This is a genomic window from Pseudomonas sp. KB-10 (genome assembly GCF_018221585.1).
GTDB classification, from domain to species: domain Bacteria; phylum Pseudomonadota; class Gammaproteobacteria; order Pseudomonadales; family Pseudomonadaceae; genus Aquipseudomonas; species Aquipseudomonas yangonensis.
Genome location: NZ_QYYB01000001.1, coordinates 671,404 through 696,700 on the forward strand (window position 1 = coordinate 671,404; position 25,297 = coordinate 696,700).

Genomic DNA, 25,297 nt, shown 5'->3' on the forward strand with positions numbered 1-25,297 from the left:
TGGCAAAACCAGGGTTTGAGTTTTCGATCCCACTGTACCAAACGGTCGTAACGCCGCCGCTATGAAAGCGCAACAGCGACAGGCAGTAGCAACGGGCGGGAAGTTGGGTGTTCAGCTTGGGCTCGCAATCGGCAATGCTCGCCGCGCGACATATGCAGCGCTCTCCGAACACGCACAGATGGAGGCGGCACGACCACTGCGGCGGTAGTCGTGACCTCGTAGTCATCAATCAAGCAGGCGGCGCAATCGTTACGGCCAGGTTAACGACTGCTCAAGCGCGGGCGTCAGCGGCACCATCGAGCGTCGAAGGAGCAGTAGCCTTGGCCACTTCCAAGCGGTCGCGACCGCGCTGCTTGGCCTGGTAGAGCAACTTGTCGACGCTGTTGAGGAAGTCCAACGGACGGTCGTGAGCGCCCGGCACGATGGTGCCCACACCGAGGCTGATGGTGAGTAGGGACGACACCGATGAGCGCTCGTGGGCGATGCGCTGCTGGCGCACCTGCTGGCGGCAGCGCTCGGCGATATGGCGGGCGGCGGCCTCGTCGGTCTCCGGCAACACCAGCACGAACTCCTCGCCACCGAAGCGGCCGACGAAATCCCTTGGCCGGCTGGCGGCGCGGCTCAGTGCCTGGCCGACGCTCTTCAGGCAATCGTCGCCCTGGATATGGCCGTAATGGTCGTTGAACTGCTTGAAGTGATCGATATCCAGCAGGATCAGCGACAACGGCTGCTGGGTGCGCTGGGCGTTCGCCCACTCGGTGGCCAGCACCGTGTCGAACATGCGCCGGTTGGCGACGCCGGTCAGGCCGTCCTTGTAGGAATACTCTTCCAACTGCTTCTGCAGGGTCAGCAGTTGCTCCTCGGTCTTCTTGCGTTCGCTGATGTCGAACATGAAGCCGATCAGCGAGTCCACTTCGCCGTTGTCATTGCGCACCACGTGCACCACGTCGCGAATCCACACGTAGTCGCCGGCGGCGGTCAGGGCGCGATAGTCGGCCTCATGGTCGACACCGTTCTGCGATTGCGAGATGCAGAAATCCACTACCTTCTCGCGGTCGTCCGGGTGCATGCGCGTCGCCCAGTCCTCGGCGCTGACCCAACTGGCCTGCGACCAGCCCAGCAGACTCTCGATCTGCGGGCCGATGTAGGCGAAGGTCATGGTCTTCCAGTCGATCTTCCAGGGAATCGCCCGTGTGGATTCCAGCAGGGTCTTGTATACCGCCTGATCATTCACTTCGCTCATACCCATTACCTCCGCCCGCCTTGCGCTCCGTTATAGCGCAAAAACGGGCGGCCCAGGTGACGGCCTGGCGAATGGCTATCAGGCCTCTTTAGCCTGCAGACCGGCGTACAGGCGGGTCAGTTCGTTGAGCTGGCGGAACAGCGAGTCGGTGCTGACGGTGATCACGGTCGGCACGAAGTCGCGCTCGGCATGCAGATCGATACCCTTGAGGGTGAAGCCCCAATGGGCACGGGCGCGGCGCTGGGCGTTGGCGATATTTTCATTCGGCGTACCACGGGCTTCGAGCTCCTTGAGGATGGTTTCGAAATCGCTCACGGCCTTGTCCAGCTCGGCGTCCAGGTCCGGTGCCGGCACACGCCAGGACTTGGCCATGTAGAGCATGGCGATGCGCTGGGTCTGCACGCGAGCCCAGCCGGTGCGGTGTACGGAAGCGCCCATGGCGCCCAGGTGTTTGCCCATCAGGTCGCTGACGGTTTGCGTCTGCTGCAGCAGTTCCTCGCTGGTAGCGAGCATCTGCGCAGCCTTAGCGTGGTCAGGCTTGGCTTCGACCTGCTGGCGATGGACGGCCCAGGTGGCGTCGACCTTGGCCAGCGCAGCCTGGATCTCGGCAGTGGGTGCGTAGCCGGCCAGCGCCTTCTGGCTGGCATCGAAACGCTCGATGGTTTCCTGCAGTTGACGCTGGGCCACGTCCACACGTACATCGGCGCCCAGCATCAGGTAGTTCTTGGCCATGCGCTGGGTCAGCGAGCGCTGCAGACCGGCCATGTTCATGGCTTCGGAATCGCTTAGCTGCGCCAGGCTTGGCATGCTCACCAGCGCGGTGCAGGCGAGCAGAATAAGAGACAGGTACTTCTTCAACACGTCGGTACTCCAATTCGGGGACGAGGCAATGCACCGCGGGCGAGCGCCAGCAGTGGACGGGTGAACCCTTGAATACGGGGTTTTTATTGGAATGCGAGGGGCAGTTTCGACGGGCGCAGGGCCCAGATGCTGCAGAAAGGGCGCGATGATAGCTGTTAAAAGGCCATCATTCTGTGCGACCAGTCATGAAGCGGACGACTGGTCGTACTTTTCTGCAGCATTCGGATAAAAAAGCCGTCAGTCGCCATGAAACAAGGGAAGCGGCTGACGGCTGAGGAATCGAAGCTCCGCCGATCAGGACAGCAGGCTGACCACGCTGGAACGGCTGATATTGGCCTGGGCGACGACGGTCTGGGTCACCGCGGCATAGCTGCTGGGGCTGCGGCGCATGAGGTTGAACACTTCGCCGGCGAAATCCCGCGCCCACTCGCGCTCGTTGTGCTCGGCATGACGGGCGAGAAACTCGCGGATCTCGTCCTGGCGATGGCTGAGTTGCTCACGCAGCGAGCCGATCTTGTCTAGCGCCGCCACCACTTCATCCAGGGCCCGGCGCAATTCTCGCGCACCGTCCAGGCGTGCGGCTTCGGGCAGGCGCAGCAGCTGGTCTTCCTGGCTGACCACAGGCGCCGCGGCCTTGGCCGCCAGCTTGCCCTCGCCCTGCACGCGCAGTTCGCCCTTGAGCTGCTGCCACTCACTCTCGCGGGCGCTGAACCTGAGCGCTCCGCCGCTATCCACTTCTGCGCGAATGCCGGCCGGGCCGAGGCCGGCATTGAAGCGGCGCAGGATCTGCTGCTCGCTGAGCCCCTCGTCGAGCACCACGGCCAACGGTTCGGCCAGTTTGCGCCCGGCGCTGAACAGCAGGGTTTCCTTACCGGCCTGCTGCACACTGGCGATCGAATCCAGGCCCTGCAGGCTGAAACGGCTGCGCACCGGCTCGTTGAGACGCAATTTGAAGCCGGCATCCAGTGCCTCGCCGGAGCGCTGACCACGCTCGGCGAGCAGCTTGCGCACCTGTTCCAGTTCGCGCTTGAGGCCTTCGCGTTCGCCGGCCTGGGCGTTGCTCAGCTCGCGGCTGAGGCTGAGCTTGAGCTGGCCGAGGCGCCCGGCCAGTTCGCCCAGGTAGCTGTCGGCGGCCTGCATCGAGGTCAGCTGCTGATTGAGCTGCAGGTTGAAGCTGGCGCTCTTGCCGCGAGGCTGCGCCGCCTGCTCGGTTGCCGGCGCCTGCTTGCGCTGGCGCTGCACGGCCTGCTCGCCCTGCACTGGCCGCCGTGCCTGCGGATCGAGGGCCGTGACGACCGGAAGCTGTTTATCGACCTTGATCACCGCAGGCTCCTTACAGCAGGCTGAACAACGACATCTCGTTGATCTTCAGGTAGGTCTTCTGCGTTGCCCCCAGAGCCAGCTGGTAGTTATTCAGATCGATGGTGGCGCCGGCATAGTCGAGACGCGACAGTTCGCCTTCGATCTTCTGGTTGACCAGCGAGACGTCCTCGTTGCTGTCGGTGAGCAGAGTGAGGGCGTTCTGCCGGCCGCCCAGCTCGGTGATCGAACCCATCACGCGGCCATGCGCCTCATCCAGGGCACCCAGGGTGTCGACGATCTGCTGCCGTACGGCCGGGTCGGTGACGTCCAGGGCCGGGTCCTGCAGGGTGTTGATCAGGCCGCGCAGCTCGTTGAGCACGCCCACGCCCGCACCGAAGACGCTGGCGGCGGTGACGTTCTCGTCAACCAGCACGCCATTGGCCACGGCGGCCTGACGGTGCTTGTCGTTGCCGCTGACGCTGTAGGTCTGAGTCGCGGCGTCGAAGGCCAGCGCCGGCGTGTCGCTGAGGGTGCCGGAGAACAGGTAACGCCCTTCCTCGTCACGCACGTTGGCGAAGCTGAAGATGGTGTCCTCGATGATCGACAGCTCGCCGGCCATGGCGGCCAGGTCTTCGCTGGTGTTGGAGCCGTTGGCCGCCCACAACAGCAGGTCACGCACGTTGAGCATGGCGTCGGAGGTGGACTTGAGGTTGGCCTCCTGTGTCGACAGGCTGTCGGAGACGTTGGCGATGTTCTTGCGAAACTGCTCAAGACTCGCTTCCTCACGCTCGACACGCAGCACGCGTACGCTGGCAATGGGATCGTCGGATGGCAGCAGGATGCGCTTGCCGGTGGCCATCTGCTGCATCAGCTTGCCCAACTCGGCGGAACTGGCGTTCATCGAGTTGTGCATCAGCGAGGTGATCTGCGAGTTGGTGATGCGCATCATGGCTGAATCTCTCTGGAACCGCGTCAGAACGCGGAAAGCATGTCGTCGAACAACTGGTTGGCGGTGCTGATGACCTTCATGTTGGCCTGGTAGGCCTGCTGGTAGGTCATCAGGTTGACCGCCTCCTCGTCCAGGCTCACGGCGCTGACGCTGTCACGTTGCGACTGCGCCTGCTGGGTCACGGCGGTGGCGGACTTGAGGTCGGCCTGATTCTGTCGGCTGTCGCTGGCCACCTGACCAAGCAGGCCGGCATAGGCGTCGTTGAGGGTGACCTGGCTGCCGTTCAGGGTGATGGTCCGGTTCTTCAGGCCGAGCAGATCGAGCAGCACCTCGTTGTTGCCGGTCTCTCCAGCAGCGGAGGACAGCGCCAGTTGCTCGGCCGCCAGCGGCTCGACACGCAACAGCGCAGTGGTACTGGTCGGATCGTAGACAAACAGCGGCTGGCCCGGGTTGCCATTGAGGTCGAAGCCGGTGGCCAGCACGTCATTAACCATCTGCGCCAGTTGCCCGGCCATGTCATGCAGGGCATCCAGATTCGGCCGCAGGCTGCCGTACTCGACGTCGTGGAGGCCGCCGAAGGCCCCGCCGAAGCCGTCCTGGCGCAGCGGGAAGCTGGTGCCGGCGAAGGCCAGGCTGACTTCCTGCTCGCCGCTCGCGGTCATCGTCACCTTGAGCTGGCCGGCGGTAGGCCCTGCTACCAGCGGCTGGCCGTTGGCCAGGGCGACGCTGACCGAACCGTCGGCCGTTTCGTTGACACGCAGTTTGGCGAACTGGCTGAGCTCGCCGATCAGACTCTCGCGATGATCGCGCAGCGCGGTGCTGTCGCCCTTGACCGATTCGGTCTCGACGATCTTCTTGTTCAGCAGCGCGATATTCTCGGTCAGGCCGTTGATCTCGGTGGCCATGGCCGTGCGCTGCTCCTGCAGCGCCTTGACCTGCGCGTCGATGTTGCTGCTCAGGCCATTGAAGCGCTGCGCCAGGTTGCCGGCCTCGCCGATGATCTGCTGGCGCAGGGCGATGGAGCCGGGCGTGGCGCTGGCTTCGCTCAGGGCCGCGAAGAACTGGTCGAGGCCGGCGCTGATGCTCGAACCGGTGCCGGACATCAGCGCTTCCAGCGCGGTCAGGTACTGCTGCGAGGCACTGTAGAAGTTCTGCTCGGTGGTGGCACGCCATAGTTGCTGGTTATGAAATTCGTTGGTCATGCGGCGGATGCTGATCACCTCGACACCGCCCCCGACGCTCAGGCCTCCCTGCCCGGCCAGCGACCCGGTGATGGTCTGCAGGCGGCTGAAGCCGGGCGTCTTGACGTTGGCGATGTTCTGCCCGGTGGTGGCTAGGGCCACCTGACTGGCACGCACACCGCTGTAGGCGATCTGGTTGAGGATGCTCACGAATTAACTCTCCTGCCGCTCGAAGCGCATCGGCTGAGCGAAGGCCGCCAGACGCGGCGCACGGGCGTCGTCGGCAGCGAATTGGGCTGGTACTGAGGACAGGGCGACGGAATCGGCGGTGGACTTAAACTCGTCACGCACCAGCGCCTGCTTGCCGGCCACGGCGCCGAGCAGCAGGCCGCTGTCGGCACTCAGGGCACTGGCCAGCTGCTGGCGGGTCTGTGCGCTGAGCGGGCTGCTGGCCTGCGCGTCATCCTTGCTCGGCGTCTCGGCCCTGGCCAGGTCGCCGAGGATCTTGCGCGTGTAGTCGCGGGTCTCCCGGAAGGGAATGCGCTCGATCCAGGCGCCAGTGGCGATCTCGCCGCGACGCGGGTCGCCGTTGACCTTCAGCCACTCGTCGACCCGGCCCGGCCCGGCGTTGTAGGCCGCCAGCGCCAGCGCCTGGTGGCCGTCGTAACGCTGCAGCATCTTGTCCAGGTAGGCACTGCCCAGACGCTTGTTGTAGGCGGCGTCCGTGGTCAAGCGGGCTTCGCTGAATGGCAAGCCGAGTTCGGCGGCCATTTCCCGCGCGGTGTCCGGCATCAGCTGCATCAGGCCGCGCGCACCCTTGGACGATACGGCGTCGACGCGGCCGGCCGATTCCTGCTGGATGACCCGATCGACCAGGGCGACGAACCCCGCCGAGCCCTTGTCCCAGACCTTGCCGAGGCTGTCGACGCCGCGCTGCCAGGTGCTGCGCAGCGGCTCCAGCAGGCTGCTGGCGGAGCGCTGCGGCAATTGCGCCGAGCGGGCGGCAGCGGCGGCTGCGTCCATGTCCACCGCGCTGTCGCCAGCGCCGGACAGCTGCTTGACCAGCATGTCGGCGATGCCGGTCTGCTTGCGCCCGGCCAGGGTCTCGGCCAGCACTTCGTCATAGAAGTCGCGCATGGTGTCCATCTCGCGGCTGCGCATCGGGTTGCCTTCGGCGAGTACGTCGCTGGCCTTGCGCATCTGCTTGAGGATCTGCTGCAGGAACAGCGCCTCGAACTGCTCGGCCGCAGCCTGCAGTTGCTGCTCGCGGGCGGTGCCGATGCCCTCGGCGCTGCCGCGGTGGCTGTTCATGTGTTGGGCGAGGGAAACGATGCTCATGGCTCAGATCACGATCAGTTCAGCGTTGAGGGCACCGGCCTGTTCCAGCGCCTGGAGGATGCTCATGACATCGTCCGGGGTAGCGCCGAGGCTGTTCACGGTGTTGATGATGCTGTCCAGGCTGGCGCCATCGGGCCACTTGAACATGGCGTTCTTGTCCTGGCTGACGGCGACGTCGGAGCGCGGCACCACGGCGGTCTGGCCACCGGAGAAGGCGTTGGGCTGGCTGACCTGCGGGTTCTCGCTGATGGTCACTGTCAGGGTGCCGTGAGCCACGGCAGCGGCCTTGACGCGCACGCCCTGGCCGACCACCACGGTCCCGGTGCGACTGTTGAACACCACCTTCGGTCGCTCGCGGCCTTCTTCCACGTCCAGGCCCTCGAGCATGGCCATGAAGCCGATGCGCTGGGTGCTGGTGATGGGCGCGCGGATGGCGATCTTGGTCGCGTTAAGGGCACTGGCGGTGCCGTTGCCGAAACGACCGTTGACCGCCTCGACCACCTTGGCGGCGGTCTGGAAGCTGGGTTGACGCAGGTTGAGCATGACCTCGGCGCGCTCGCTGAAGTCGCTGGGGATCATCCGCTCCACCGTGGCGCCATTGGGCACGCGGCCGCTGTTGGCGGAGTTGATCGCCACGCTGGAGCCGCTCTGCCCGGTGGCATTCAGGCCGCCGACGACCACCGCGCCCTGGGCCAGGGCATAGGTTTCGCCATCGACGCCCTGCAGCGGGGTCATCAGCAGCTGGCCGCCGCGCAGGCTCTTGGCGTCACCCAGCGAGGCGACGGTGACATCGACGCTCTGCCCAGGGCTGTAGGACGGCGGAATTTCCGCGGTCACGGTGACGGCCGCGACGTTCTTCAGTTTGGGATCGACGTTCGGCGGCAGGTTGATGCCGAACTGCTTGATCATGTTGGCCACCGACTGGCTGGTGAAGCGTACCTGGTTCTTGTCACCGGTACCGTCGAGGCCGACCACCAGGCCGTAGCCGATCAACTGGTTGCCACGGATGCCTTCGATATCCACCAGGTCCATCAGCGGCACGGCCTTGGTCGACAGCGGCCAGGCCAGGAGCAGGGCGACGAGTGAGCGTTTGAGCATGACCGGACCTCAGAGCGGGAACAGCGGGTGGGCGAAGAAGCGCGTCAGCCAGCCTGCCGAGTTGCTGTCGTTGAGCACGCCGCGACCGGCGTAGGAGATGCGCGCGTTGGCCACGTTCTGCGAGGACACCTGGTTGGCGCGGTTGATGTCGTCCATGCGTACCAGGCCGACCAGGCGGATGTACTCGTCGCCCTGGTTCAGGCGCAGGGCCTTCTCGCCCTTGATCAGCAGGGTGCCGTTGGGCAGTACCTGATGCACGGTGACGGCGATGGAGCCGCGCAGGGTGTTCTGCTGCGAGCTGCGCGCCGAACCATTGAAATCGCGCTCGGCCGCGGCGGAGCTTTCCAGGCGGTCGTACTGGTTGCCCAGGACGGTGGGAATCCCGACGGAAACCCCGGATTTCTTGCCGAAGCTGGTGCCGGCGCTCTTGCTCGACTGGGTCGACTCGTCGAGCACCACGGTAAGGATGTCGCCGACCCGCACCGCACGCTTGTCGCCGATCAGCGAGCCACTGTAGCCGCTGCGAAACAGCCCGCCGCTGGTGGTGGGCGGCTGGCTGTAATCCAGCGCCAGCGGCTGGTACTGGCTGGAATCCTCTTCGGGCAGCATCTCCTTGAAGCTGGCGCAGCCGCCAAGGGCCAGAAGCAGAGCGAGCGGGAGCAGGCGGGTCATGGCGGTCACACGGTCTGGTTGAGGAACTGCTGCATACCCGACGCGGCGTCGAGCACCTTGGCGTTGGCCTCGTAGGCGCGCTGGATGGAGATCATGTTGACCATGGCCTCGACCACCTGCACGTTGGAGCCTTCCAGCACGCCCTGTTTGATATTGCCCAGGCCATCCGCACCCGGCACGCCCTCGACCGGTTCGCCGCTGGCCACGGTTTCGCGATAGAGGTTGCCGCCGAGCGCTTCCAGGCCGCCCGGGTTGGTGAAGTTGACCAAGGTGATCTGGCCCAGCTCCGAAGGCAGGGTGTCGCCGGCCAGCACGGCGGTGACGATGCCGTCGCTGCCCACGGTGAAACGACTGCTGCCAGCCGGTACTTCGATGGCCGGCGTCAGCGGCAGGCCCTGGGAGTTGACGATCATGCCTTCGGCGTTGAGCTGCAACTGGCCGTTCTCGGTGTAGTAGATGTCACCGTTGGGCGCTTCCACCTGGAAGAAGCCGGCGCCGATGATCGCCAGGTCCATCGGCTGGCCGGTGGTCTGGATGCTGCCTTCGGTGAACACCTTTTGCGTACCGGCCACGCGCACACCACTGCCGAGCTGGATGCCCGACGGTACGGTGTTGACCTCATCGGCCTGCGCACCCGGCTGCAGTTCGATGGCGTAGAACAGGTCCTCGAACACCACGCGGTCGCTCTTGAAGCCGTTGGTGTTGACGTTGGCCAGGTTGTTGGCAACGGCGCTCATGGCCTTGTCCTGGGCGGCCAGGCCGGTCTTGCTGACCCAAAGTGCGGAACTCATGTGCATTACCTCTTCGCTGTGGCGAACGCTGTATCAACGACGTGCGCCTGTGTTTCGTGGGAGCGAGCTCTGCTCGCGAAGCTGTGTCTGGCGAAACTCGATTCGCGAGCAGAGCTCGCTCCTACACGGCCGCCGGCTTTCCGGCTCAACCGCCGCGGATCATCCGGTTACCGGCGTCGGACAAGTCTTCGGCGGCCTTCATCATCTTCACCTGGGTCTCGAACAGGCGGTTCAGGCTCATGGTCGCCACCAGCTGATCGATGGCGCCGACATTGCTCGCCTCCAGGTAGCCGGACACCAGCACCGGTGCTTCCAGCCCCTCGGCCGGCTGGCCATCGATGCGCATCAGCAGGCCGCTGGCGTCCTTGGTCAGGTCGGCGGCGTCGACATCCACCACCCGGATGCGGTCCACCTCGGCGGTGACGAAATCGCCACGCGGGATCACCGACACGGTGCCGTCACGGCCGATGTGCAGGCTGTCGTATTCGGGCAGCACGATGGGGCCGCCCTCGCCCAGCACGGCGCGGCCATTCAGGGTCAGGCGCAGGTCGGCATCGACCTGTAGCGCGCCGTTGCGGGTGTAACGCTCCGCGCCGCCGTCACCTTCGACAGCGAACAGGCCGCGGCCCTGGATCGCCACGTCGAGATCACGGCCGGTGGCCATCAGCTCGCCGGGCGCCAGGTTGACGCCGTTGTTCTTCACCCGTGCCAGGTGCCGGCTGTCGTAGCCGTAGCCTTCCACGGCAACGGCCTGGGCCTGTTCGAGGTCGGCACGAAAACCGGGCGTGTTGACGTTGGCCAGGTTGTTGGCGCGCACCGTGAGCGAGCTCATGGTGCGGCTGGCGGCGGTCATTGCGGTGTAGCCGAGACGGTCCATGGGTCAGCCTCAGATCGCGCCGAACAGCACTTGGGTGAGTTCCTTGTTGGTGGTCAGCACCTTGGTGTTGGCCTGGTAGTTGCGCTGGCCCTCCATCAGGCCGACCAATTGCTGGGTCAGGTCGACGTTGGAGTTCTCCAGCGAACCGGCCACCAGCGCGCCGAACGGACCGACGCCGGGCACACCGATCAGCGCCGCGCCGGAGTCGGCGCTTTCCACCCAGGCGGTGCCGCTGATGTTCTTCAGGCCGCCGGCGTTGGCGAAGGTGGCCAGCGCCACCTGGCCCTGCAGCATGCGCTGGCCGTTGCTGTAGTTGGCGTAGACCCTGCCGTCCTTCTCTACGGAGAGGCCGGTCTGCTCACCCGCTGCGTAACCACTGGCACGGTTGGTGGTGACGACGAAGTCGGAGCCGTACTGGCTGGAATTGCTGTAGTCGATGGCGATGGCCATCGGGTCGACACCGGGCAGGGCGAAACCGACGTTGACCGGACCGGCCGGCGCAGTGAGCGTGCCGTTGGTGCCGAAGGTCAGGGGTTGAGGGGCGCCTACAGCCGCACCGCCAGCGTAATAGTGGGCTTCCCAGCTGTTGTCGCCAGTCTTGACGAAGTACTGGGTCAGGGTGTGCTCCTTGCCCTGGGAGTCGAACACCTTGGTGGTGTAGGTGGAGTTGTAGGTGTTGACGTCCGCCGGATCGAACGGTGCGGTGGCCGGCACGGCCTGGTTGGAGTCCAGGTTCATGACGAAGGCCAGGCTGTCGGTGGCACGCGCCGGCAGGTTGGCGTTCTGCAGCTGCAGATCGCCCATGGCGCCCACCTGCAGATTACCGGCGGCGTCCACCGGGTAGCCCTGCAGGGTCTGCCCGGCGGCGTTGACGATGTTGTTGTCCTTGTCGGCACCGAACACGCCGGCACGGGTGTAGCTGACCTCACCATTGCCGCCGCGGGTGACGAAGAAGCCACCGCCGGAAATGGCCAGGTCGAGGCTGCGCCCGGTGGTCACCAGCGAGCCGCCCTGACTGATGCTCTGGGTAGTGGCCAGCACTTCCACGCCCATCGCCTGGCTGTCGGCGTAGATGCTGCCGAACTCGGTGCGCGAGGACTTGAAGCCGGTGGTACCGGCGTTGGCGATGTTGTGGCTGATGGTATTGAGCTGTTCGTTGACGGCGCTGAGGCCGGTCATGGCGATGTTGAAACTCATGGCGACTGGACCTTTGAATTGACGACTGGGTGGGTTCAGAGCAGACCGGCGGTCTGCGTCTGGCCGAACTCGGTGATGTTGTAGAAGGGCACGGAGCCGATGCCGACGACTTCCAGCACCGGCCCCTCGGCGCTGACGCGCACCTGGGTAACGCGGCCGGCCACCTCGACTTTCGGGTACTCGCCACTGTCGCTCTTGACCTCGACCTTGTAGCTGCCCGGCGCCAGGCCAAGGGCCTTGGGGTCCAGCTCGAAGGGCACGCGACCCGGCGCCTGGGCGCCCAGGTCGATCTCCTTCTTCACGCCGTTGCTGTCGGTTACCACCAGGGCCAGCTTGCCGGCGGCGTGTTCGAGATTGATCTCGCCTTTGACCTTGTCTGCACCCAGCTCCAGCTGCTCGGTGGCGACCTTCACTTCCTGGCCGACCAGGCCGGCGGCGGTGAGGGTCTGCAGGTTGTCCAGCAGCACCAGGTTGCTCTTGCTCAGCGAGGCCATGTTCTCCAGGCTCTTAACCTGGCTCATGGCGGCGAACTGGTTGAGGAACTCGGTGCTGTCCACCGGCTTGGTCGGGTCCTGGTTCTGGATCTGCGCGACCATCAGGGTGAGGAAGTTGTTTTCCAGTTGGGTCGCGTCACTGACGTTGACCGCTTGCTTGACCGCCTCGTCGATGCCGTAGGCTGGGTTGTTCTGGCTGTTGTTGCTGACCGCGGCCATCAGGATTCTCCAAGCTTGAGCAGGCCCTGCTGCATGCTTTTCAGGCGGTTGAGCACCTCAACGCTGGTCTCGAAGCTGCGGGTGGCCGACATCATGTCGGTCATTTCCTCGATCTGGTCGATGTCGGCGTAGAACACGTAGCCCTTGTCATCGGCCAGCGGGTTGTCCGGCTCGTAACGGCGCACCGGCTCGCGGCCGGCGGTGACCACATCGAGCACCTGCACGTGGGCGCCGCCCATGCCCACGCTGCGGGTCAGCTGGTCATTGTTGTAGACGGCGGCGAACACCGGCTTGCGCGCCTGATACACATCCTCGGCGCTGGCGGCGGCCGAGTCGGCGTTGGCCAGGTTGCTGGCCACGGTGTTCAGGCGCACGGTCTGCGCATTCATCGACGAGCCGGCAATGCGGTAAATGGAGTCGAAAGCCATGGTCAGCGTCCCTCGATGGCCTGCTTCAGGCCGCGAAATTTCATGCTGATAAAGGTCAGGCTGGTCTGGAAGTCCATGCTGTTCTTGGAGAACGCGGCCTGCTCCACACTCAGCTCGACGCTGTTGCCGTCCTGCGACGGCTGGGTCGGCACGCGGTACTTGAGCTCCGCGCTGCTGGCGGCGAAACGCTGCTGCGGATCGAGCCGCTGCATTTCGCCGGCGAAATCGATATCGCGGGCGAGAAAGCCTGGCGTGTCTTCGTTCGCCAGGTTGGCGGCGAGGATTTCGCTGCGTTGCATGCGCAGCTCCAGCGCACGCGAATGCAGGCCCACCACGTCATCAATCCGTATACTCATTCACCGGTACCCTTAACCCAAGGTTGTGCCCAGGTGCCTTGAGCACAAAGCGTGCCCAACCCAAAAGAGAGCCGTAGAGCATTGATTTTTCAGGGATTTACCAAATCAACCGGTGATATTCGCGTCGCCCTTTTTCCGCATCGCCGTATCGCCGTAGGGAAAAGCGGAAAGGCTTTTTCCGCCTTGGCGTCGGCGCTCTTCCTCTTCTCCGCACTGGCTGTGGATTCGCCACGCGCGCAGGCAGATGCCGCCAGTCAAATCGACGAGGCCATCGCCACGCATATGCAGCAGAAGCTCGCCGAGGAAGCCAAACGCCAGGCCTGGCAAGGCCAGCGCCACAGCCTCGACACCACGCTGGTGGGCAGCGCGGAACGACTGCCGGCCTGCAGCCAGGCACCGAGCGTGACGGTCAGCAGCAATGACCCTTCGGCGCTGGCGCGCCAGCGCCTGGAACTGAGCTGCCCGGACAACCCCGGCTGGAGCATCACCGCCCTGGTGCAGGCCAACGTCTTCCTGCCGGTGGTACATGCCGCGCGGGTGATCGAGCGCGGCCAGACCATCAGCGCCGAACAGCTGCAACTGCAGGAAGTGAATATCGGCAAGGCCTCGCGCGGTTTCTACAACAGCCTCGACGAGGTGGTCGGTCAGGGTGCCAAGCGCCGTGTGCGCGCCGGCCAGCTGATCGCGCCGAATCTGCTTAGCGCACCGCTGCTGATTCGCCGCGGCCAGCAGGTCACCATCATCGCCAGCCAGGACGGCATTTCCGCCTCGGCCACCGGCGAGGCGCTGGCCAATGGCCGCGAAGGCGAGGTGATCCGCGTGCGCAACCTCGGCAGCCAGAAGGTGATCGAGGCGCAGGTGGTGGAAGAAGGCGTGGTCACCAGCACCTTCAGGTAGGGTGTCATGCCACGTGGGAGGCGCTTGCGCAGCGAGCGGGTCTGGCGGGTCGCGGCTAAAGCCCCTCCCACAAATATGTAGGGCGGGTGCAACCCGCCACCATTGACCGACGGGTTTCGCTCGCCCTAAGCCCAGCCCTCCAAGCGCATGGTCGCCCGCACCAGGCGCTGCTCTTCCTGCTCGATCTCCTTGAGGTTGTCGCGGATGCTGTGGATATGATCGCGCGCGGCACGCTGGGCCTGTTCCGGCAGGCGCTCGATAACCGCGTGATACAGCCGTGAGTGCTGACGGTCAATCTGCCGCTTCTGCGCCGGGCGGTGGTAGAGGTTGTTCACCGAGGCGAACACGGTGCTGAGCATGAGGTCGGTCAGCGATTGCAGGGTGTGCACCAGCACCGGGTTATGCGAAGCCTCGCAGATGGCCAGGTGGAAGGCGTGGTCGAGGCGCGCATGCTCGCGCGGGTCGACCGGGTTTTCCTGGGTGTGTGCGGCGAGCATTTCCTCATAGCGCCGCGTCAACAGTACGAAATCCGCTTCGGTGCCTCGCAGCGCCGCCAGACGCGCCGACTCGCCCTCGAGCAGGTCGCGTACTTCGAGCAGGTCGTAGAGCGTGCGCGGTTGCGAATTGAACAGGTGCATCAGCGGGCTGGCATCACGCTCGCCGCTGAGCTTGGCCACCCGTGAGTCGCGGCCCTGGGCCGTCTCGATGATGCCCCGTCCGCGCAGCACCTTGAGCCCTTCGCGCAGCGCCGAGCGGGAGATGCCCAGCTTCTCGCACAGGCGCCGCTCCGACGGCAGCGGCTGGCCCACCTTGAGCACGCCATCGACGATCAGGCGTTCGATTCGCTCGGCCACCACGTCACTCACCTGGCGTCGTGCGGCGCCCTGACTCGCATCCACTTAAGCCTCCTCAGAACTGGTCGTACCAGTTATCACAGCCCCTTTCGCTTGCTTTCCAAGCCATCCCTTAGCCCAGCAAGCATAAGTCTTTTACCTGAATTCAGGTGAAAGCGTGGCGAAAGAAACTGGTCCTACCAGCAACAAAGAGAATGGACGACCGGGACCCGAGAGCCTAAACATGCGGCCCATGGTCGCAGCATGACCGCCAATAAAAACAACGTCCACGACTGAGCCTGCCATGAGCATTCTGTACGACGAGCGCGTCGACGGCGCACTGCCCAAGGTCGAAAAAGCTGCGCTGCTGGCCGAGCTGCGCCAGCACCTGCCCGACCTCGACATCCTGCACACCCAGGAAGACCTCAAGCCCTACGAGTGCGATGGCCTGTCCGCCTACCGCACCACACCGATGCTGGTGGTGCTGCCCGAGCGCATCGAGCAGGTGCAGCAGCTGCTCAAGCTCTGCCACGCACGTGGCGTACCGGTGGTGGCGCGCGGCGCGGGTACCGGCCTGTCCGGCGGCGCGCTGCCGCTGGAGCAGGGCATCCTGCTGGTGATGGCGCGCTTCAATCAGATTCTCGAGATCAACCGCGAAGGCCGCTTCGCCCGCGTCCAACCCGGCGTGCGCAACCTGGCGATCTCCCAGGCCGCCGCGCCCTTCGACCTGTATTACGCCCCCGACCCCTCGTCGCAGATCGCCTGCTCCATCGGCGGCAACGTCGCCGAGAACGCCGGCGGCGTGCACTGCCTGAAGTACGGCCTGACCGTGCACAACCTGCTCAAGGTCGACATCCTCACCGTCGAGGGCGAGTTCATGACCCTCGGCAGCGACGCCCTGGACGCGCCGGGTTTCGACCTGCTGGCGCTGTTCACCGGCTCCGAAGGCATGCTCGGCATCGTCACCGAAGTGACGGTCAAGCTGCTGCCCAAGCCGCAGGTGGCCAAGGTGCTGCTGGCGGCCTTCGACTCGGTGGAAAAGGCCGGCCGCGCCGTGGGTGACATCATCGCCGCCGGCATCATCCCCGGCGGTCTGGAAATGATGGACAACCTGGCCATTCGCGCCGCCGAAGATTTCATTCACGCCGGCTACCCGGTGGAAGCCGAGGCCATCCTGCTCTGCGAGCTGGACGGCGTAGAGGCCGACGTCGCCGACGATTGCGAACGGGTACGTGAGGTGCTGGAGAAAGCCGGCGCCACCGAAGTGCGCCTGGCCCGCGACGAAGCCGAGCGGGTGAAATTCTGGGCCGGGCGCAAGAACGCCTTCCCCGCGGTCGGGCGCATCTCGCCGGACTACTACTGCATGGACGGCACCATCCCCCGCCGCGAGCTGCCCGGCGTGCTGCGCGGCATCGCCGAGCTCTCCGAAGAGTACGGCCTGCGCGTGGCCAACGTGTTTCATGCCGGCGACGGCAACATGCACCCCTTGATCCTCTTCGATGCCAACGTGCCGGGCGAGCTGGAGCGCGCCGAGGCCATCGGCGGCAAGATCCTCGAACTCTGCGTCAAGGTCGGCGGCAGCATCACCGGCGAGCACGGCGTGGGCCGCGAGAAAATCAACCAGATGTGCGCGCAGTTCAACAGCGACGAGATCACCCTGTTCCATGCGGTGAAGGCGGCGTTCGACCCCAGCGGCCTGCTCAACCCGGGCAAGAACATCCCCACCCTGCACCGCTGCGCCGAGTTCGGCGCCATGCACGTGCACCACGGCCAACTGCCCTTCCCGGAACTGGAGCGTTTCTGATGTCGCATGATTTCGACGCCAGCGCCGCGCTGCTGGAACAGGTCAACCACGCACTCAACAGCGCCACCCCGCTGCGCATCCATGGCAGCGGCAGCAAGGCCCATCTGGGCCGCGCCACCAGCGGCGAAGTGCTGGACACCCGTCAGCATCGCGGCATCGTCAGCTACGACCCCACCGAGCTGGTGCTCACCGCCCGTGCCGGTACGCCGCTGGCCGAGATCGAGGCGGCACTGGAGGCCAACAACCAGATGCTGCCGTGCGAGCCGCCGCACCTGGGCGATGGCGCCACCTTGGGCGGCATGGTCGCTGCCGGGCTGTCCGGCCCGCGCCGACCCTGGGCCGGTTCGGTGCGCGACCAGGTGCTCGGCACCCGCGTGATCACCGGCCAGGGCAAGCTGCTGCGCTTCGGCGGCGAGGTGATGAAGAACGTCGCCGGCTACGATCTGTCGCGGCTGATGGCCGGCAGTTTCGGCTGCCTCGGCCTGCTCGCCGAAGTCTCGCTCAAGGTGCTGCCCAAGCCGCGCCAGGTACTCAGCCTGCGCCTGGAAGTGGACGCCCTGCAGGCACTGAACAAGCTCGCCGAATGGGGCCAGCAGCCGCTGCCGATCAGCGCCGCCAGCCATGACGGTGCGGCGCTGCACTTGCGCCTGGAAGGCGGCGAAGGTTCTGTGCTGGCCGCGCGCCAACGCCTGGGTGGCGAAGAGATCGACAACGCTTACTGGCACGAACTGCGTGAACAGCGCCTGCCGTTCTTTACAGGCAGCGGCACGCTGTGGCGCCTGTCGCTGCCGGCCAATAGCGGTCTGCTCGATCTGCCCGGCCGCCAGCTGATCGACTGGGGCGGCGCGCAGCGCTGGCTGAAGACGGACGCCGATGGCGAGCTGATCCAGCGCGTGACGGCCAAGCTCGGCGGCCACGCCACCTGCTTCGCTGCCGGCCAGGCGCAACCTTTCCAGCCGCTGGCTGCTCCTTTGCTGCGTTACCAGCGCCAGCTGAAGAACCAGCTCGACCCCCAGGGCATCTTCAACCCTGGCCGCATGTACGCCGAGGTATAAGACGTGCAGACCAATTTGAGTGAACAGGCCAAACGCCTGCCGCGCGCCGAGGAAGCCGAGCGCATCCTGCGCTCCTGCGTGCATTGCGGCTTCTGCAACGCCACCTGCCCGACCTACCAGTTGCTCGGCGACGAGCTGGACGGCCCGCGCGGGCGCATCTACCTGATCAAGCAGATGCTCGAAGGCGGTGAAGTGACCGCCAAGACCCAGGAGCATCTGGATCGCTGCCTGACCTGCCGCAACTGCGAAACCACCTGCCCGTCCGGTGTGCAGTACCACAACCTGCTGGATATCGGCCGCGAAGTGGTCGAGCAGGCGGTGCCGCGGCCGCTGAACGAACGCCTGCTGCGTCAGGGCCTGCGCGCCGTGGTGCCGCGCCCGGCCTTGTTCAAGACGCTGACCCAGACTGGCCTGGCCCTGCGCCCGCTGCTGCCGGCCGCGCTCAAGGCCAAGCTGCCGCGCGAAGTTCGCCCGGCCAAGCCGCGCCCGACGCAGCAGCATGCCCGCCGCGTACTGATGCTCGAAGGCTGCGTGCAGCCGGGGCTGTCGCCCAACACCAACGCCGCCACCGCACGCGTACTCGATCGCCTCGGCATCAGCGTCACGCCGATCCACGAGGCCGGCTGCTGCGGCGCCGTGGACTACCACCTCAACGCCCAGGAAGCCGGGTTGCAACGCGCGCGACAGAACATCGACGCCTGGTGGCCGGCCATCGAGTCCGGCGCCGAGGCCATCGTGCAGACCGCCAGCGGCTGCGGCGCTTTCGTCAAGGACTACGGCCATCTGCTCGCCAGCGACCCCGCCTATGCGAGCAAGGCGGCGCGGGTCAGCGCCCTGGCCAGGGATCTGGTCGAAGTGCTGCTGGGTGAGCCACTGGAACAGCTGCAGGTACGCGCTGAGCAGCGCCTGGCCTTCCACTGCCCTTGCACCCTGCAGCATGCGCAGAAGCTCGGCGGCGCGGTGGAGGGCGTGCTGACGCGCCTCGGCTTCGGCCTCACCGCCGTGCCGGACAGCCATCTGTGCTGCGGCTCGGCCGGCACCTATTCGCTGACACAGCCGGCGCTGTCACGCCAGCTGCGCGACAACAAGCTCAACGCCCTGGAAAGCGGCAAACCGGACGCCATCGTCACCGCCAACATCGGCTGCCAGACCCATCTGGATGGTGCCGGACGCACGCCGGTAAGGCACTGGATCGAAATAGTCGAGGAGGCCATGCACTGATCACAGCGTAGCGGGGTGCAAGCCTCGAATGATCTTGCATAGGTAGGAGCGAGCTCTGCTCGCGAAGCTTTTGCCGTTTGCCAGGGTTCGCGAGCAGAGCTCGCTCCTACGGATTAGCACGCTGCCGGTCAGGGCTTGGCCCTGCCCAACAAGCGGTGGATGAAGAAAGCGACATCCACCCTACAACTGATCACGAAGACACGAATACGAGGTATGCCATGCAAAGCAAAGCCGTACTCAGCCAGATCGAAGTCAGCCAGATCCTCCAGGCGGCCCGCAACGAAGCGCAGCAACAGGGCTGGGCCGTGGCCATCGCCGTGGTCGACGATGGCGGTCATCCGCTAGCCCTGGAACGCCTCGACGGCTGCGCGCCCATCGGCGCCTATATCGCCACCGAAAAGGCGCGCAGCGCCGCTATCGGCCGCCGCGAAACCAAGGGCTACGAGGACATGGTCAACGGCGGTCGCACCGCCTTCGTCAGCGCGCCGCTGATTACCTCGCTGGAGGGCGGTGTGCCGGTGCTGGTGGATGGCCAGGTGGTGGGTGCCGTGGGCGTGTCCGGGGTCAAGGCCGAACAGGATGCGCAGGTGGCCAAGGCGGGGATAGCGGTGCTGTAAGCAGCAAGCATCGTTTTCTCCCCTCTCCCGCTTGCGGGAGAGGGGCTGGGGGAGAGGGCTGGAAGCGACGCGAAACGCCGCTATTCCCCTCTCCGTACGCGGCCCGCCCTAACCCTCTCCCCAAAGGGGCGAGGGAACTGATCGAGGCGAGATGAAATTCATAGGCATCCCAGGCAACCGGATGCAGACAGGAGAACAGGAAAATGATCGAACGCGTGCAATGTCAGCGTCTGCAGGTAGCGGCCGAGCTCAAGCAATTCATCGAAAGCGAAGTGCTGCCCGGCAGCGGTATCGAGGCGGCGGCCTTCTGGAGCGGTTTCGATGCGCTGGTGCACGACCTGGCGCCGCGCAACCGCGCCCTGCTGGCCGAGCGTGACCGCCTGCAGAGCGAGCTGGATACCTGGCATCGCGCCCATCCCGGGCCGATCACCGACATGAGCGCCTACCGCGCCTTCCTCGGCTCCATCGGCTATCTGCTGCCGCAGCCGGAGAAGGTCAAGGCGACCACCGCCAACGTCGACAGCGAGATCGCCACCCAGGCCGGCCCGCAACTGGTAGTGCCGGTGATGAACGCACGTTATGCACTCAACGCCGCCAATGCCCGCTGGGGCTCGCTGTACGACGCCCTGTACGGCACCGATGCGATCAGCGAAGAGGGCGGCGCCAGCAAGGGGCCGGGCTATAACGAAGTACGCGGCGCCAAGGTGATCGCCTTCGCCCGCGCCTTCCTCGACCAGGCCGCGCCGCTGGCCCAGGGCTCGCACGCCGACGCCAGTGCCTATGCCGTGGTCGCCGGCCAGCTGCAGGTGACCCTGAGCAGCGGCGCGCAGACCTCGCTGGCGCAGCCTGAGAAGTTCGTCGGTTTCCAGGGCGAGGCTGCCACGCCGAGCGCCGTGCTGCTGAAGAACAATGGCCTGCACTTCGAGATCCAGATTGATGCCAATAGCCCCATCGGCCGCACCGACGCCGCCGGTGTGAAGGACGTGCTGATGGAAGCGGCGCTGTCGACCATCATGGACTGCGAAGACTCGGTGGCCGCCGTCGATGCCGCCGACAAGGTGGTGGTCTACCGCAACTGGCTGGGCCTGATGAAGGGTGACCTGGCCGAGGAGCTGGAAAAAGGCGGCAAGCGCATCACTCGCCGCCTCAACGCCGATCGCGTCTACACTGCCGCCGCCGGCAGCGAACTGACCCTGCACGGCCGCTCGCTGCTGTTCATCCGCAACGTCGGCCACCTGATGAGCAACCCGGCGATCCTCGATGGCGAAGGCCAGGAGATTCCCGAGGGCATCCTCGATGCGGTGGTGACCAGCCTGATCGCCCTGCATGATCTCAAGCGTCGCGGCAACTCGCGCACCGGCAGCGTCTATATCGTCAAACCCAAGATGCACGGGCCGTTCGAAGTAGCCTTCGCCAACGAACTGTTCGGTCGCGTCGAGCAGCTGCTGGGCATGCCGGCCAATACCTTGAAGATGGGCATCATGGATGAAGAGCGGCGCACCAGCGTCAACCTCAAGGCCTGCATCGAGGCGGCCAGCGCGCGTGTTGCCTTCATCAACACCGGCTTTCTCGACCGCACCGGCGACGAGATGCATACGGCCATGGAAGCCGGCGCGATGCTGCGCAAGGGCGACATGAAATCCAGCGCCTGGATCCAGGCCTACGAGCGTAACAACGTGCTGGTCGGCCTGGCCTGTGGCCTGCGCGGCAAGGCGCAGATCGGCAAGGGCATGTGGGCCATGCCGGATCTGATGGCGGCCATGCTCGAACAGAAGATCGGCCACCCGAAAGCCGGCGCCAACACCGCCTGGGTGCCGTCGCCGACTGCCGCCGTGCTGCACGCCCTGCACTATCACCAGATCGACGTGCAGGCGGTGCAGAGCGAGCTGGAACTGATCGACCTGGCCAGCCAGCACGACAGCCTGCTCAATGACTTGCTCAGCGTGCCGGTCAGCGCCGAACGGCCGTGGAGCGCCAGCGATATTCAGCAGGAGCTGGACAACAACTGCCAGGGCATCCTCGGTTACGTGGTGCGCTGGGTCGAGCAGGGCGTCGGCTGCTCCAAGGTGCCGGATATCCACAACGTCGGTCTGATGGAAGACCGCGCCACCCTGCGCATTTCGGCTCAGCATATCGCCAACTGGCTGCACCACGGTGTGGTCAGCGAGGCCCAGGTGCGCGAGACGCTGCAGCGCATGGCGCAGGTGGTGGACGGACAGAATGCCGGCGATCCGGCCTACCGGCCGATGGCGCCTAACTTCGAGCAGTCCCATGCCTTCCGCGCCGCCAGTGATCTGGTGTTCAAGGGCCGCGAGCAGCCGTCCGGCTATACCGAGCCGCTGCTGCATGCCTGGCGGCTGCGCTTCAAAGAGGAGGCCTGAGCATCACAGCATAGATGTAGGAGCGGCGACCCGCCGCGAAGCTCTGCGGCGTTGACCAGAAAAGCTTCGCCCCGGGGCGGGGCTCCTACACAAGCGGGTTCACAACCGTGGATATGACTTCCACGGAGCAGTAACAAGCCCTGACGGTTTCTGACCGTCGGGGCTTTCGAGCATGAGCGCGGCGATGGGTGATCCCTGCCGTCGCGGCTCGCGGAAAGGCCGGTGCCGTAGTGCCCGTCCTTCCAGATGCGTGGCGCCGGGTACCCCCGGAAAACTGTGGTTCACAAGAAAAAGAAGGAACCAACCCATGAGTCAAACGCTGCTGTCCATCCTGGCCTTCGTGCCTCTGGTGCTGGCGGGTGTACTGCTGATCGGCTTTCGCTGGCCGGCCAAGTACGCGATGCCGCTGGTGTTCGTCCTCACTGCTCTAATCGGCCTGCTGGCCTGGGACATGTCCCTCAACCGGGTCATCGCCTCCAGCCTGCAGGGGCTGATCCTCACCGCCGCAATCCTGTGGATCATCTTCGGCGCGATCCTGCTGCTCAACACGCTCAAGCACTCCGGCGGCATCGCGGCGATTCGTCGGGGCTTCTCCAACATCAGCCCGGATCGCCGCGTGCAGGCGCTAATCGTCGCCTGGCTGTTCGGCTGCTTCATCGAGGGTGCCTCCGGTTTCGGTACTCCGGCCGCGGTCGCCGCGCCACTGCTGGTGGCCCTGGGCTTCCCGGCCCTGGCCGCGGTGGTACTGGGGATGATGGTGCAATCCACGCCGGTGTCCTTCGGGGCGGTGGGTACGCCGATTCTGGTGGGCGTCGGCGCCGGCCTGGACAAGACCGGCATCACCGAGCAACTGGTGGCCACCGGCAGCAGCTGGGAAACCTTCTTCCACCTGATCTATTCGCGCGTGGCCATCACCCACGGCCTGATCGGCCTGCTGATGCCGCTGATCATGGTGATGATCATGACGCGCTTCTTCGGCCGCAATCAGAGCTGGAAGGAAGGCCTGGCCATCGCGCCGTTCGCCATCTTCACCGCCTTCGCCTTCTCCCTGCCGTACATGGCGGCCGGCGTGTTCCTAGGCCCGGAATTTCCCTCGATGATCGGCGCCCTGGTCGGCCTGGCCATCGTGGTGCCGGCGGCCAAGGCCGGCTTCCTGCTGCCGAAGGAGACCTGGGACTTCGCCGATCCCAAGGATTGGCCGTCCGACTGGATGGGCAAGATCGAAATGAAACTGGAAGACGTGGCCGGCAAGGCGCCGATCTCGGTGCCCATGGCCTGGGCGCCCTATCTGCTGCTGGCGGTGTTCCTGGTGATCTCGCGCACCTTCCCCGAGGTGAAAGCGGCGCTGATGAGCTTTACCTTCGGCTGGAAGGACATCCTCGGCGAGACCGGTGTGTCCGGCACCATCGAGCCGCTGTACCTGCCAGGGGGCATCCTGTGCATGGTGGTGCTGGTGACCTTCTTCCTGCATCGCATGCGCTTCTCCGAGCTCAAGGCGGCAATGGGCGAGTCGAGCAAGACCCTGCTCGGGGCCGGCTTCGTGCTGATCTTCACCATCCCCATGGTGCGTATCCTGATCAACTCCGGGGTCAATGGCAGCGACCTGGTGTCGATGCCGGTGGCCATGGCGCAGCTGGTGGCCGACAGCGTCGGTGGCATTTACCCCTTCTTCGCCCCGGCCGTGGGCGGTCTCGGCGCCTTTATCGCCGGCTCCAATACCGTCTCCAACCTGATGCTGTCGCAGTTCCAGTTCAACGCGGCGCAGCTGCTCGGCGTGTCCGGGGCGATGATGGTGGCACTGCAGTCGGTCGGCGCAGCGGCGGGCAACATGATCGCCATCCACAATGTGGTGGCGGCCTCGGCGACCGTCGGGCTGCTTGGGCGCGAGGGCATCACCCTGCGCAAGACCATTCTGCCGACGCTGTATTACCTGGCCGTAGCCGGCGTGATCGCGCTGATCGCGATGTACGGCTTGGGGCTGAGCGATCCTCTGATGGTCGCTCGCTGAGGCCAGGCGGGCCGTGCACTGCACGACCCGACTTTGGTTGGCCACCGGCCGGCGGCGATTGCCACCGGCCGGCTTGGCGCATCCGCGCAATTGCGGTAGCTTGCCGGCACCGTGAGATTCACCCGAGGTCGATATGAAGAAGTGGCAATGCGTGGTCTGTGGACTGATTTACGACGAGAGCCAGGGCTGGCCGGACGACGGCATCGCCCCCGGCACCCGCTGGGAAGACGTGCCGGAAGACTGGCTGTGCCCCGACTGCGGCGTCGGCAAGATGGATTTCGAGATGATCGAAATCGGCTGATTCGGCCCTGGCCACACGACAACGGCGACCTTCGGGTCGCCGTTTTCATTTCTGCATCGCCCCGGCCGCCGCGCCCGGCTCTTCAACGGCCGGCCAATGTGAAGCTCCACCGCAGTGCAGGAAAAACACTCGCGTCATTTAATCCGCGCCAAAAGCCGGTCGCCCTTCAGGTACAGCAGGCAATCACAGCCAGCTTCATTCCGCGCTTACCGCACGAAGGATTACGATCATGGCCTTGTCGATTCACACCAACTATTCCTCACTGATCACTCAGACCAACCTGGGCAAAACCAATAACGCCCTGGGCACCAACCAGCAGCGCCTTGGCACCGGCCTGCGTATCAACAGCGCCGCCGACGACGCCGCCGGCCTGCAGATCGCCACCCGCCTCAACGCTCAGTCGCGCGGCATGGACGTGGCCATGCGCAACACCGGCGACTCCATCTCCCTGCTGCAGACTGCCGAAGGCGCCTTCAGCGAGATGACCGACATCATGCAGCGCATGAAGGATCTGGCCACCCAGGCGGCGAACGACACCAACAGCGACGACGACCGTACCTCGCTGAAGGCCGAGTACGACGAGCTGGGCAACGAACTGACCAACATCATCAGCAACACCAAGTACGCTGGCGAAGCCCTGTTCGCGGCTGGTGGCAAGCTGACCGGGGCTATGACCTTCCAGATCGGCTCCAGCAGCGCCGAAACCCTGTCGTTCAATGCCGCCGCCAACCTGACCGCCGTCACCGGCGCGATCACCACCATCAAGGCCGAGACCCTCGACACCGCGGCCAATGCCGGCGGCGCGATGGACGAGCTGGAAACCGCTCTGGACGCCGTAGGCACCCTGCGTTCGCAGTTGGGCGCCAACATCAACCGCCTGAATCACACCGCCAACAACCTGGCCAACATGAAGGACAACACCGACATGGCCAAGGGTCGCATCATGGACGCCGACTTCGCCAAGGAAAGCGCCAACATGACCAAGAACAGCATGCTGATGCAGTCCGGCATCTCCATGCTCAAGCAAGCCGGCCAGATGCCGGGCATGGTCATGTCCCTGCTGGGCTGATCACAGGCTTTCCAGGCGCAACGGATTGCGCCACCCCCATTTCACGATTGAACGCCATCGCCCCTTAAGGCACTTGTGAAAACGGTCGCCCTGTTCCTATAGCAC

Annotated in this window: 23 protein-coding genes and 1 pseudogene; 9 read left to right on the plus strand and 15 right to left on the minus strand. The window is 65.4% G+C overall.

Annotated elements, in window-relative coordinates; genetic code table 11:
• Positions 1–271 precede the first annotated feature (271 nt).
• The 14 genes and pseudogenes from DXK50_RS03005 to DXK50_RS03070 form a co-directional block, all read right to left on the minus strand.
• A complete protein-coding gene (locus tag DXK50_RS03005; RefSeq protein WP_212629288.1) occupies positions 272–1,243 on the minus strand; it encodes a GGDEF domain-containing protein in 972 nt (323 codons plus the stop codon).
• A gap of 78 nt (positions 1,244–1,321) precedes the next feature.
• Positions 1,322–2,104: a type IV pili methyl-accepting chemotaxis transducer N-terminal domain-containing protein gene (locus DXK50_RS03010; RefSeq protein ID WP_212629289.1), complete on the minus strand. Its 783-nt coding sequence runs from the start codon at positions 2,102–2,104 to the stop codon at positions 1,322–1,324.
• A gap of 294 nt (positions 2,105–2,398) precedes the next feature.
• Entirely contained in the window at positions 2,399–3,424 is a 1,026-nt protein-coding gene (locus tag DXK50_RS03015) for a hypothetical protein (RefSeq protein WP_212629553.1), read from the minus strand.
• Positions 3,425–3,437: 13 nt separating this feature from the next.
• Positions 3,438–4,355 (minus strand): flagellar hook-associated protein FlgL, encoded by a 918-nt coding sequence (gene flgL / locus DXK50_RS03020; protein WP_212629290.1) that lies wholly within the window; start codon positions 4,353–4,355, stop codon positions 3,438–3,440.
• A gap of 23 nt (positions 4,356–4,378) precedes the next feature.
• Positions 4,379–5,746 carry a flagellar hook-associated protein FlgK gene (gene flgK, locus DXK50_RS03025; RefSeq protein WP_212629291.1) on the minus strand — a complete coding sequence of 456 codons (1,368 nt, stop codon included), beginning with the start codon at positions 5,744–5,746 and terminating at the stop codon, positions 4,379–4,381.
• Positions 5,747–5,749: 3 nt separating this feature from the next.
• Entirely contained in the window at positions 5,750–6,874 is a 1,125-nt protein-coding gene (locus DXK50_RS03030; protein ID WP_212629292.1) for a lytic transglycosylase domain-containing protein, read from the minus strand.
• Between the two features lie 3 nt (positions 6,875–6,877).
• The gene (locus DXK50_RS03035) at positions 6,878–7,972 is read right to left on the minus strand and encodes a flagellar basal body P-ring protein FlgI (RefSeq protein ID WP_212629293.1); all 1,095 of its coding nucleotides are present in this window, start codon (positions 7,970–7,972) and stop codon (positions 6,878–6,880) included.
• Positions 7,973–7,981: 9 nt separating this feature from the next.
• Positions 7,982–8,644 carry a flagellar basal body L-ring protein FlgH gene (gene flgH, locus DXK50_RS03040; protein WP_161865883.1) on the minus strand — a complete coding sequence of 221 codons (663 nt, stop codon included), beginning with the start codon at positions 8,642–8,644 and terminating at the stop codon, positions 7,982–7,984.
• Between the two features lie 5 nt (positions 8,645–8,649).
• The gene (gene flgG, locus DXK50_RS03045) at positions 8,650–9,435 is read right to left on the minus strand and encodes a flagellar basal-body rod protein FlgG (protein ID WP_161865882.1); all 786 of its coding nucleotides are present in this window, start codon (positions 9,433–9,435) and stop codon (positions 8,650–8,652) included.
• A gap of 145 nt (positions 9,436–9,580) precedes the next feature.
• A complete protein-coding gene (locus DXK50_RS03050) occupies positions 9,581–10,312 on the minus strand; it encodes a flagellar basal body rod protein FlgF (protein ID WP_212629294.1) in 732 nt (243 codons plus the stop codon).
• A 9-nt stretch (positions 10,313–10,321) separates the two neighbouring features.
• Positions 10,322–11,509 (minus strand): flagellar hook protein FlgE, encoded by a 1,188-nt coding sequence (gene flgE / locus DXK50_RS03055; protein ID WP_212629295.1) that lies wholly within the window; start codon positions 11,507–11,509, stop codon positions 10,322–10,324.
• Positions 11,510–11,544: 35 nt separating this feature from the next.
• Positions 11,545–12,150 (minus strand): annotated as a pseudogene (flgD, locus tag DXK50_RS03060) (flagellar hook assembly protein FlgD); the annotation flags it as partial.
• 71 nt (positions 12,151–12,221) lie between these two features.
• Entirely contained in the window at positions 12,222–12,650 is a 429-nt protein-coding gene (gene flgC / locus DXK50_RS03065) for a flagellar basal body rod protein FlgC (protein WP_161864085.1), read from the minus strand.
• 2 nt (positions 12,651–12,652) lie between these two features.
• Positions 12,653–13,006, minus strand: a complete 354-nt coding sequence (locus tag DXK50_RS03070; protein ID WP_161864086.1) for a flagellar basal body protein — start codon at positions 13,004–13,006, stop codon at positions 12,653–12,655.
• A gap of 183 nt (positions 13,007–13,189) precedes the next feature.
• On the opposite strand from DXK50_RS03070, the gene flgA reads away from it, so the two are divergent.
• Positions 13,190–13,903, plus strand: a complete 714-nt coding sequence (gene flgA, locus DXK50_RS03075) for a flagellar basal body P-ring formation chaperone FlgA (RefSeq protein WP_249186602.1) — start codon at positions 13,190–13,192, stop codon at positions 13,901–13,903.
• Between the two features lie 125 nt (positions 13,904–14,028).
• Here flgA and glcC read toward each other — a convergent pair whose 3' ends face one another.
• The gene (gene glcC, locus DXK50_RS03080; protein ID WP_212629297.1) at positions 14,029–14,802 is read right to left on the minus strand and encodes a transcriptional regulator GlcC; all 774 of its coding nucleotides are present in this window, start codon (positions 14,800–14,802) and stop codon (positions 14,029–14,031) included.
• A 238-nt stretch (positions 14,803–15,040) separates the two neighbouring features.
• On the opposite strand from glcC, the gene glcD reads away from it, so the two are divergent.
• The 8 genes from glcD to lafA all read left to right on the plus strand — a co-directional run bounded on the left by glcD (position 15,041) and on the right by lafA (position 25,192).
• On the plus strand, positions 15,041–16,540 hold the full coding sequence (gene glcD / locus DXK50_RS03085) for a glycolate oxidase subunit GlcD (protein ID WP_212629298.1): 1,500 nt from the start codon (positions 15,041–15,043) through the stop codon (positions 16,538–16,540).
• Entirely contained in the window at positions 16,540–17,595 is a 1,056-nt protein-coding gene (gene glcE, locus DXK50_RS03090; protein ID WP_212629299.1) for a glycolate oxidase subunit GlcE, read from the plus strand. Before glcD ends, glcE begins: the two co-directional genes overlap by 1 nt.
• Positions 17,596–17,598: 3 nt before the next feature.
• Positions 17,599–18,816 (plus strand): glycolate oxidase subunit GlcF, encoded by a 1,218-nt coding sequence (glcF, locus tag DXK50_RS03095; RefSeq protein ID WP_212629300.1) that lies wholly within the window; start codon positions 17,599–17,601, stop codon positions 18,814–18,816.
• A 218-nt stretch (positions 18,817–19,034) separates the two neighbouring features.
• On the plus strand, positions 19,035–19,433 hold the full coding sequence (locus tag DXK50_RS03100; protein ID WP_161864091.1) for a heme-binding protein: 399 nt from the start codon (positions 19,035–19,037) through the stop codon (positions 19,431–19,433).
• Positions 19,434–19,636: 203 nt separating this feature from the next.
• Positions 19,637–21,814 (plus strand): malate synthase G, encoded by a 2,178-nt coding sequence (locus DXK50_RS03105; protein ID WP_212629301.1) that lies wholly within the window; start codon positions 19,637–19,639, stop codon positions 21,812–21,814.
• Positions 21,815–22,121: 307 nt separating this feature from the next.
• Positions 22,122–23,822, plus strand: a complete 1,701-nt coding sequence (locus tag DXK50_RS03110; protein ID WP_212629302.1) for an L-lactate permease — start codon at positions 22,122–22,124, stop codon at positions 23,820–23,822.
• 133 nt (positions 23,823–23,955) lie between these two features.
• Positions 23,956–24,123 carry a rubredoxin gene (locus DXK50_RS03115; protein WP_003242223.1) on the plus strand — a complete coding sequence of 56 codons (168 nt, stop codon included), beginning with the start codon at positions 23,956–23,958 and terminating at the stop codon, positions 24,121–24,123.
• A gap of 229 nt (positions 24,124–24,352) precedes the next feature.
• Positions 24,353–25,192, plus strand: a complete 840-nt coding sequence (lafA, locus tag DXK50_RS03120) for a lateral flagellin LafA (protein WP_212629303.1) — start codon at positions 24,353–24,355, stop codon at positions 25,190–25,192.
• The last annotated feature ends 105 nt before the right edge of the window (positions 25,193–25,297 follow it).

Bases quoted from the DNA above. Each gene is read 5' to 3' on its own strand.
- glcD (WP_212629298.1), top strand. From the start codon at position 15,041: ATGAGCATTCTGTACGACGAGCGCGTCGACGGCGCACTGCCCAAGGTC.
- glcE (WP_212629299.1), top strand. From the start codon at position 16,540: ATGTCGCATGATTTCGACGCCAGCGCCGCGCTGCTGGAACAGGTCAAC.
- flgL (WP_212629290.1), bottom strand. From the start codon at position 4,355: ATGATGCGCATCACCAACTCGCAGATCACCTCGCTGATGCACAACTCG.
- DXK50_RS03115 (WP_003242223.1), top strand. From the start codon at position 23,956: ATGAAGAAGTGGCAATGCGTGGTCTGTGGACTGATTTACGACGAGAGC.
- flgH (WP_161865883.1), bottom strand. From the start codon at position 8,644: ATGACCCGCCTGCTCCCGCTCGCTCTGCTTCTGGCCCTTGGCGGCTGC.
- DXK50_RS03070 (WP_161864086.1), bottom strand. From the start codon at position 13,006: ATGAGTATACGGATTGATGACGTGGTGGGCCTGCATTCGCGTGCGCTG.
- DXK50_RS03035 (WP_212629293.1), bottom strand. From the start codon at position 7,972: ATGCTCAAACGCTCACTCGTCGCCCTGCTCCTGGCCTGGCCGCTGTCG.
- flgG (WP_161865882.1), bottom strand. From the start codon at position 9,435: ATGAGTTCCGCACTTTGGGTCAGCAAGACCGGCCTGGCCGCCCAGGAC.
- DXK50_RS03105 (WP_212629301.1), top strand. From the start codon at position 19,637: ATGATCGAACGCGTGCAATGTCAGCGTCTGCAGGTAGCGGCCGAGCTC.
- DXK50_RS03030 (WP_212629292.1), bottom strand. From the start codon at position 6,874: ATGAGCATCGTTTCCCTCGCCCAACACATGAACAGCCACCGCGGCAGC.
- flgC (WP_161864085.1), bottom strand. From the start codon at position 12,650: ATGGCTTTCGACTCCATTTACCGCATTGCCGGCTCGTCGATGAATGCG.
- DXK50_RS03005 (WP_212629288.1), bottom strand. From the start codon at position 1,243: ATGAGCGAAGTGAATGATCAGGCGGTATACAAGACCCTGCTGGAATCC.
- DXK50_RS03100 (WP_161864091.1), top strand. From the start codon at position 19,035: ATGCAAAGCAAAGCCGTACTCAGCCAGATCGAAGTCAGCCAGATCCTC.
- DXK50_RS03110 (WP_212629302.1), top strand. From the start codon at position 22,122: ATGAGTCAAACGCTGCTGTCCATCCTGGCCTTCGTGCCTCTGGTGCTG.
- DXK50_RS03050 (WP_212629294.1), bottom strand. From the start codon at position 10,312: ATGGACCGTCTCGGCTACACCGCAATGACCGCCGCCAGCCGCACCATG.
- lafA (WP_212629303.1), top strand. From the start codon at position 24,353: ATGGCCTTGTCGATTCACACCAACTATTCCTCACTGATCACTCAGACC.
- flgE (WP_212629295.1), bottom strand. From the start codon at position 11,509: ATGAGTTTCAACATCGCCATGACCGGCCTCAGCGCCGTCAACGAACAG.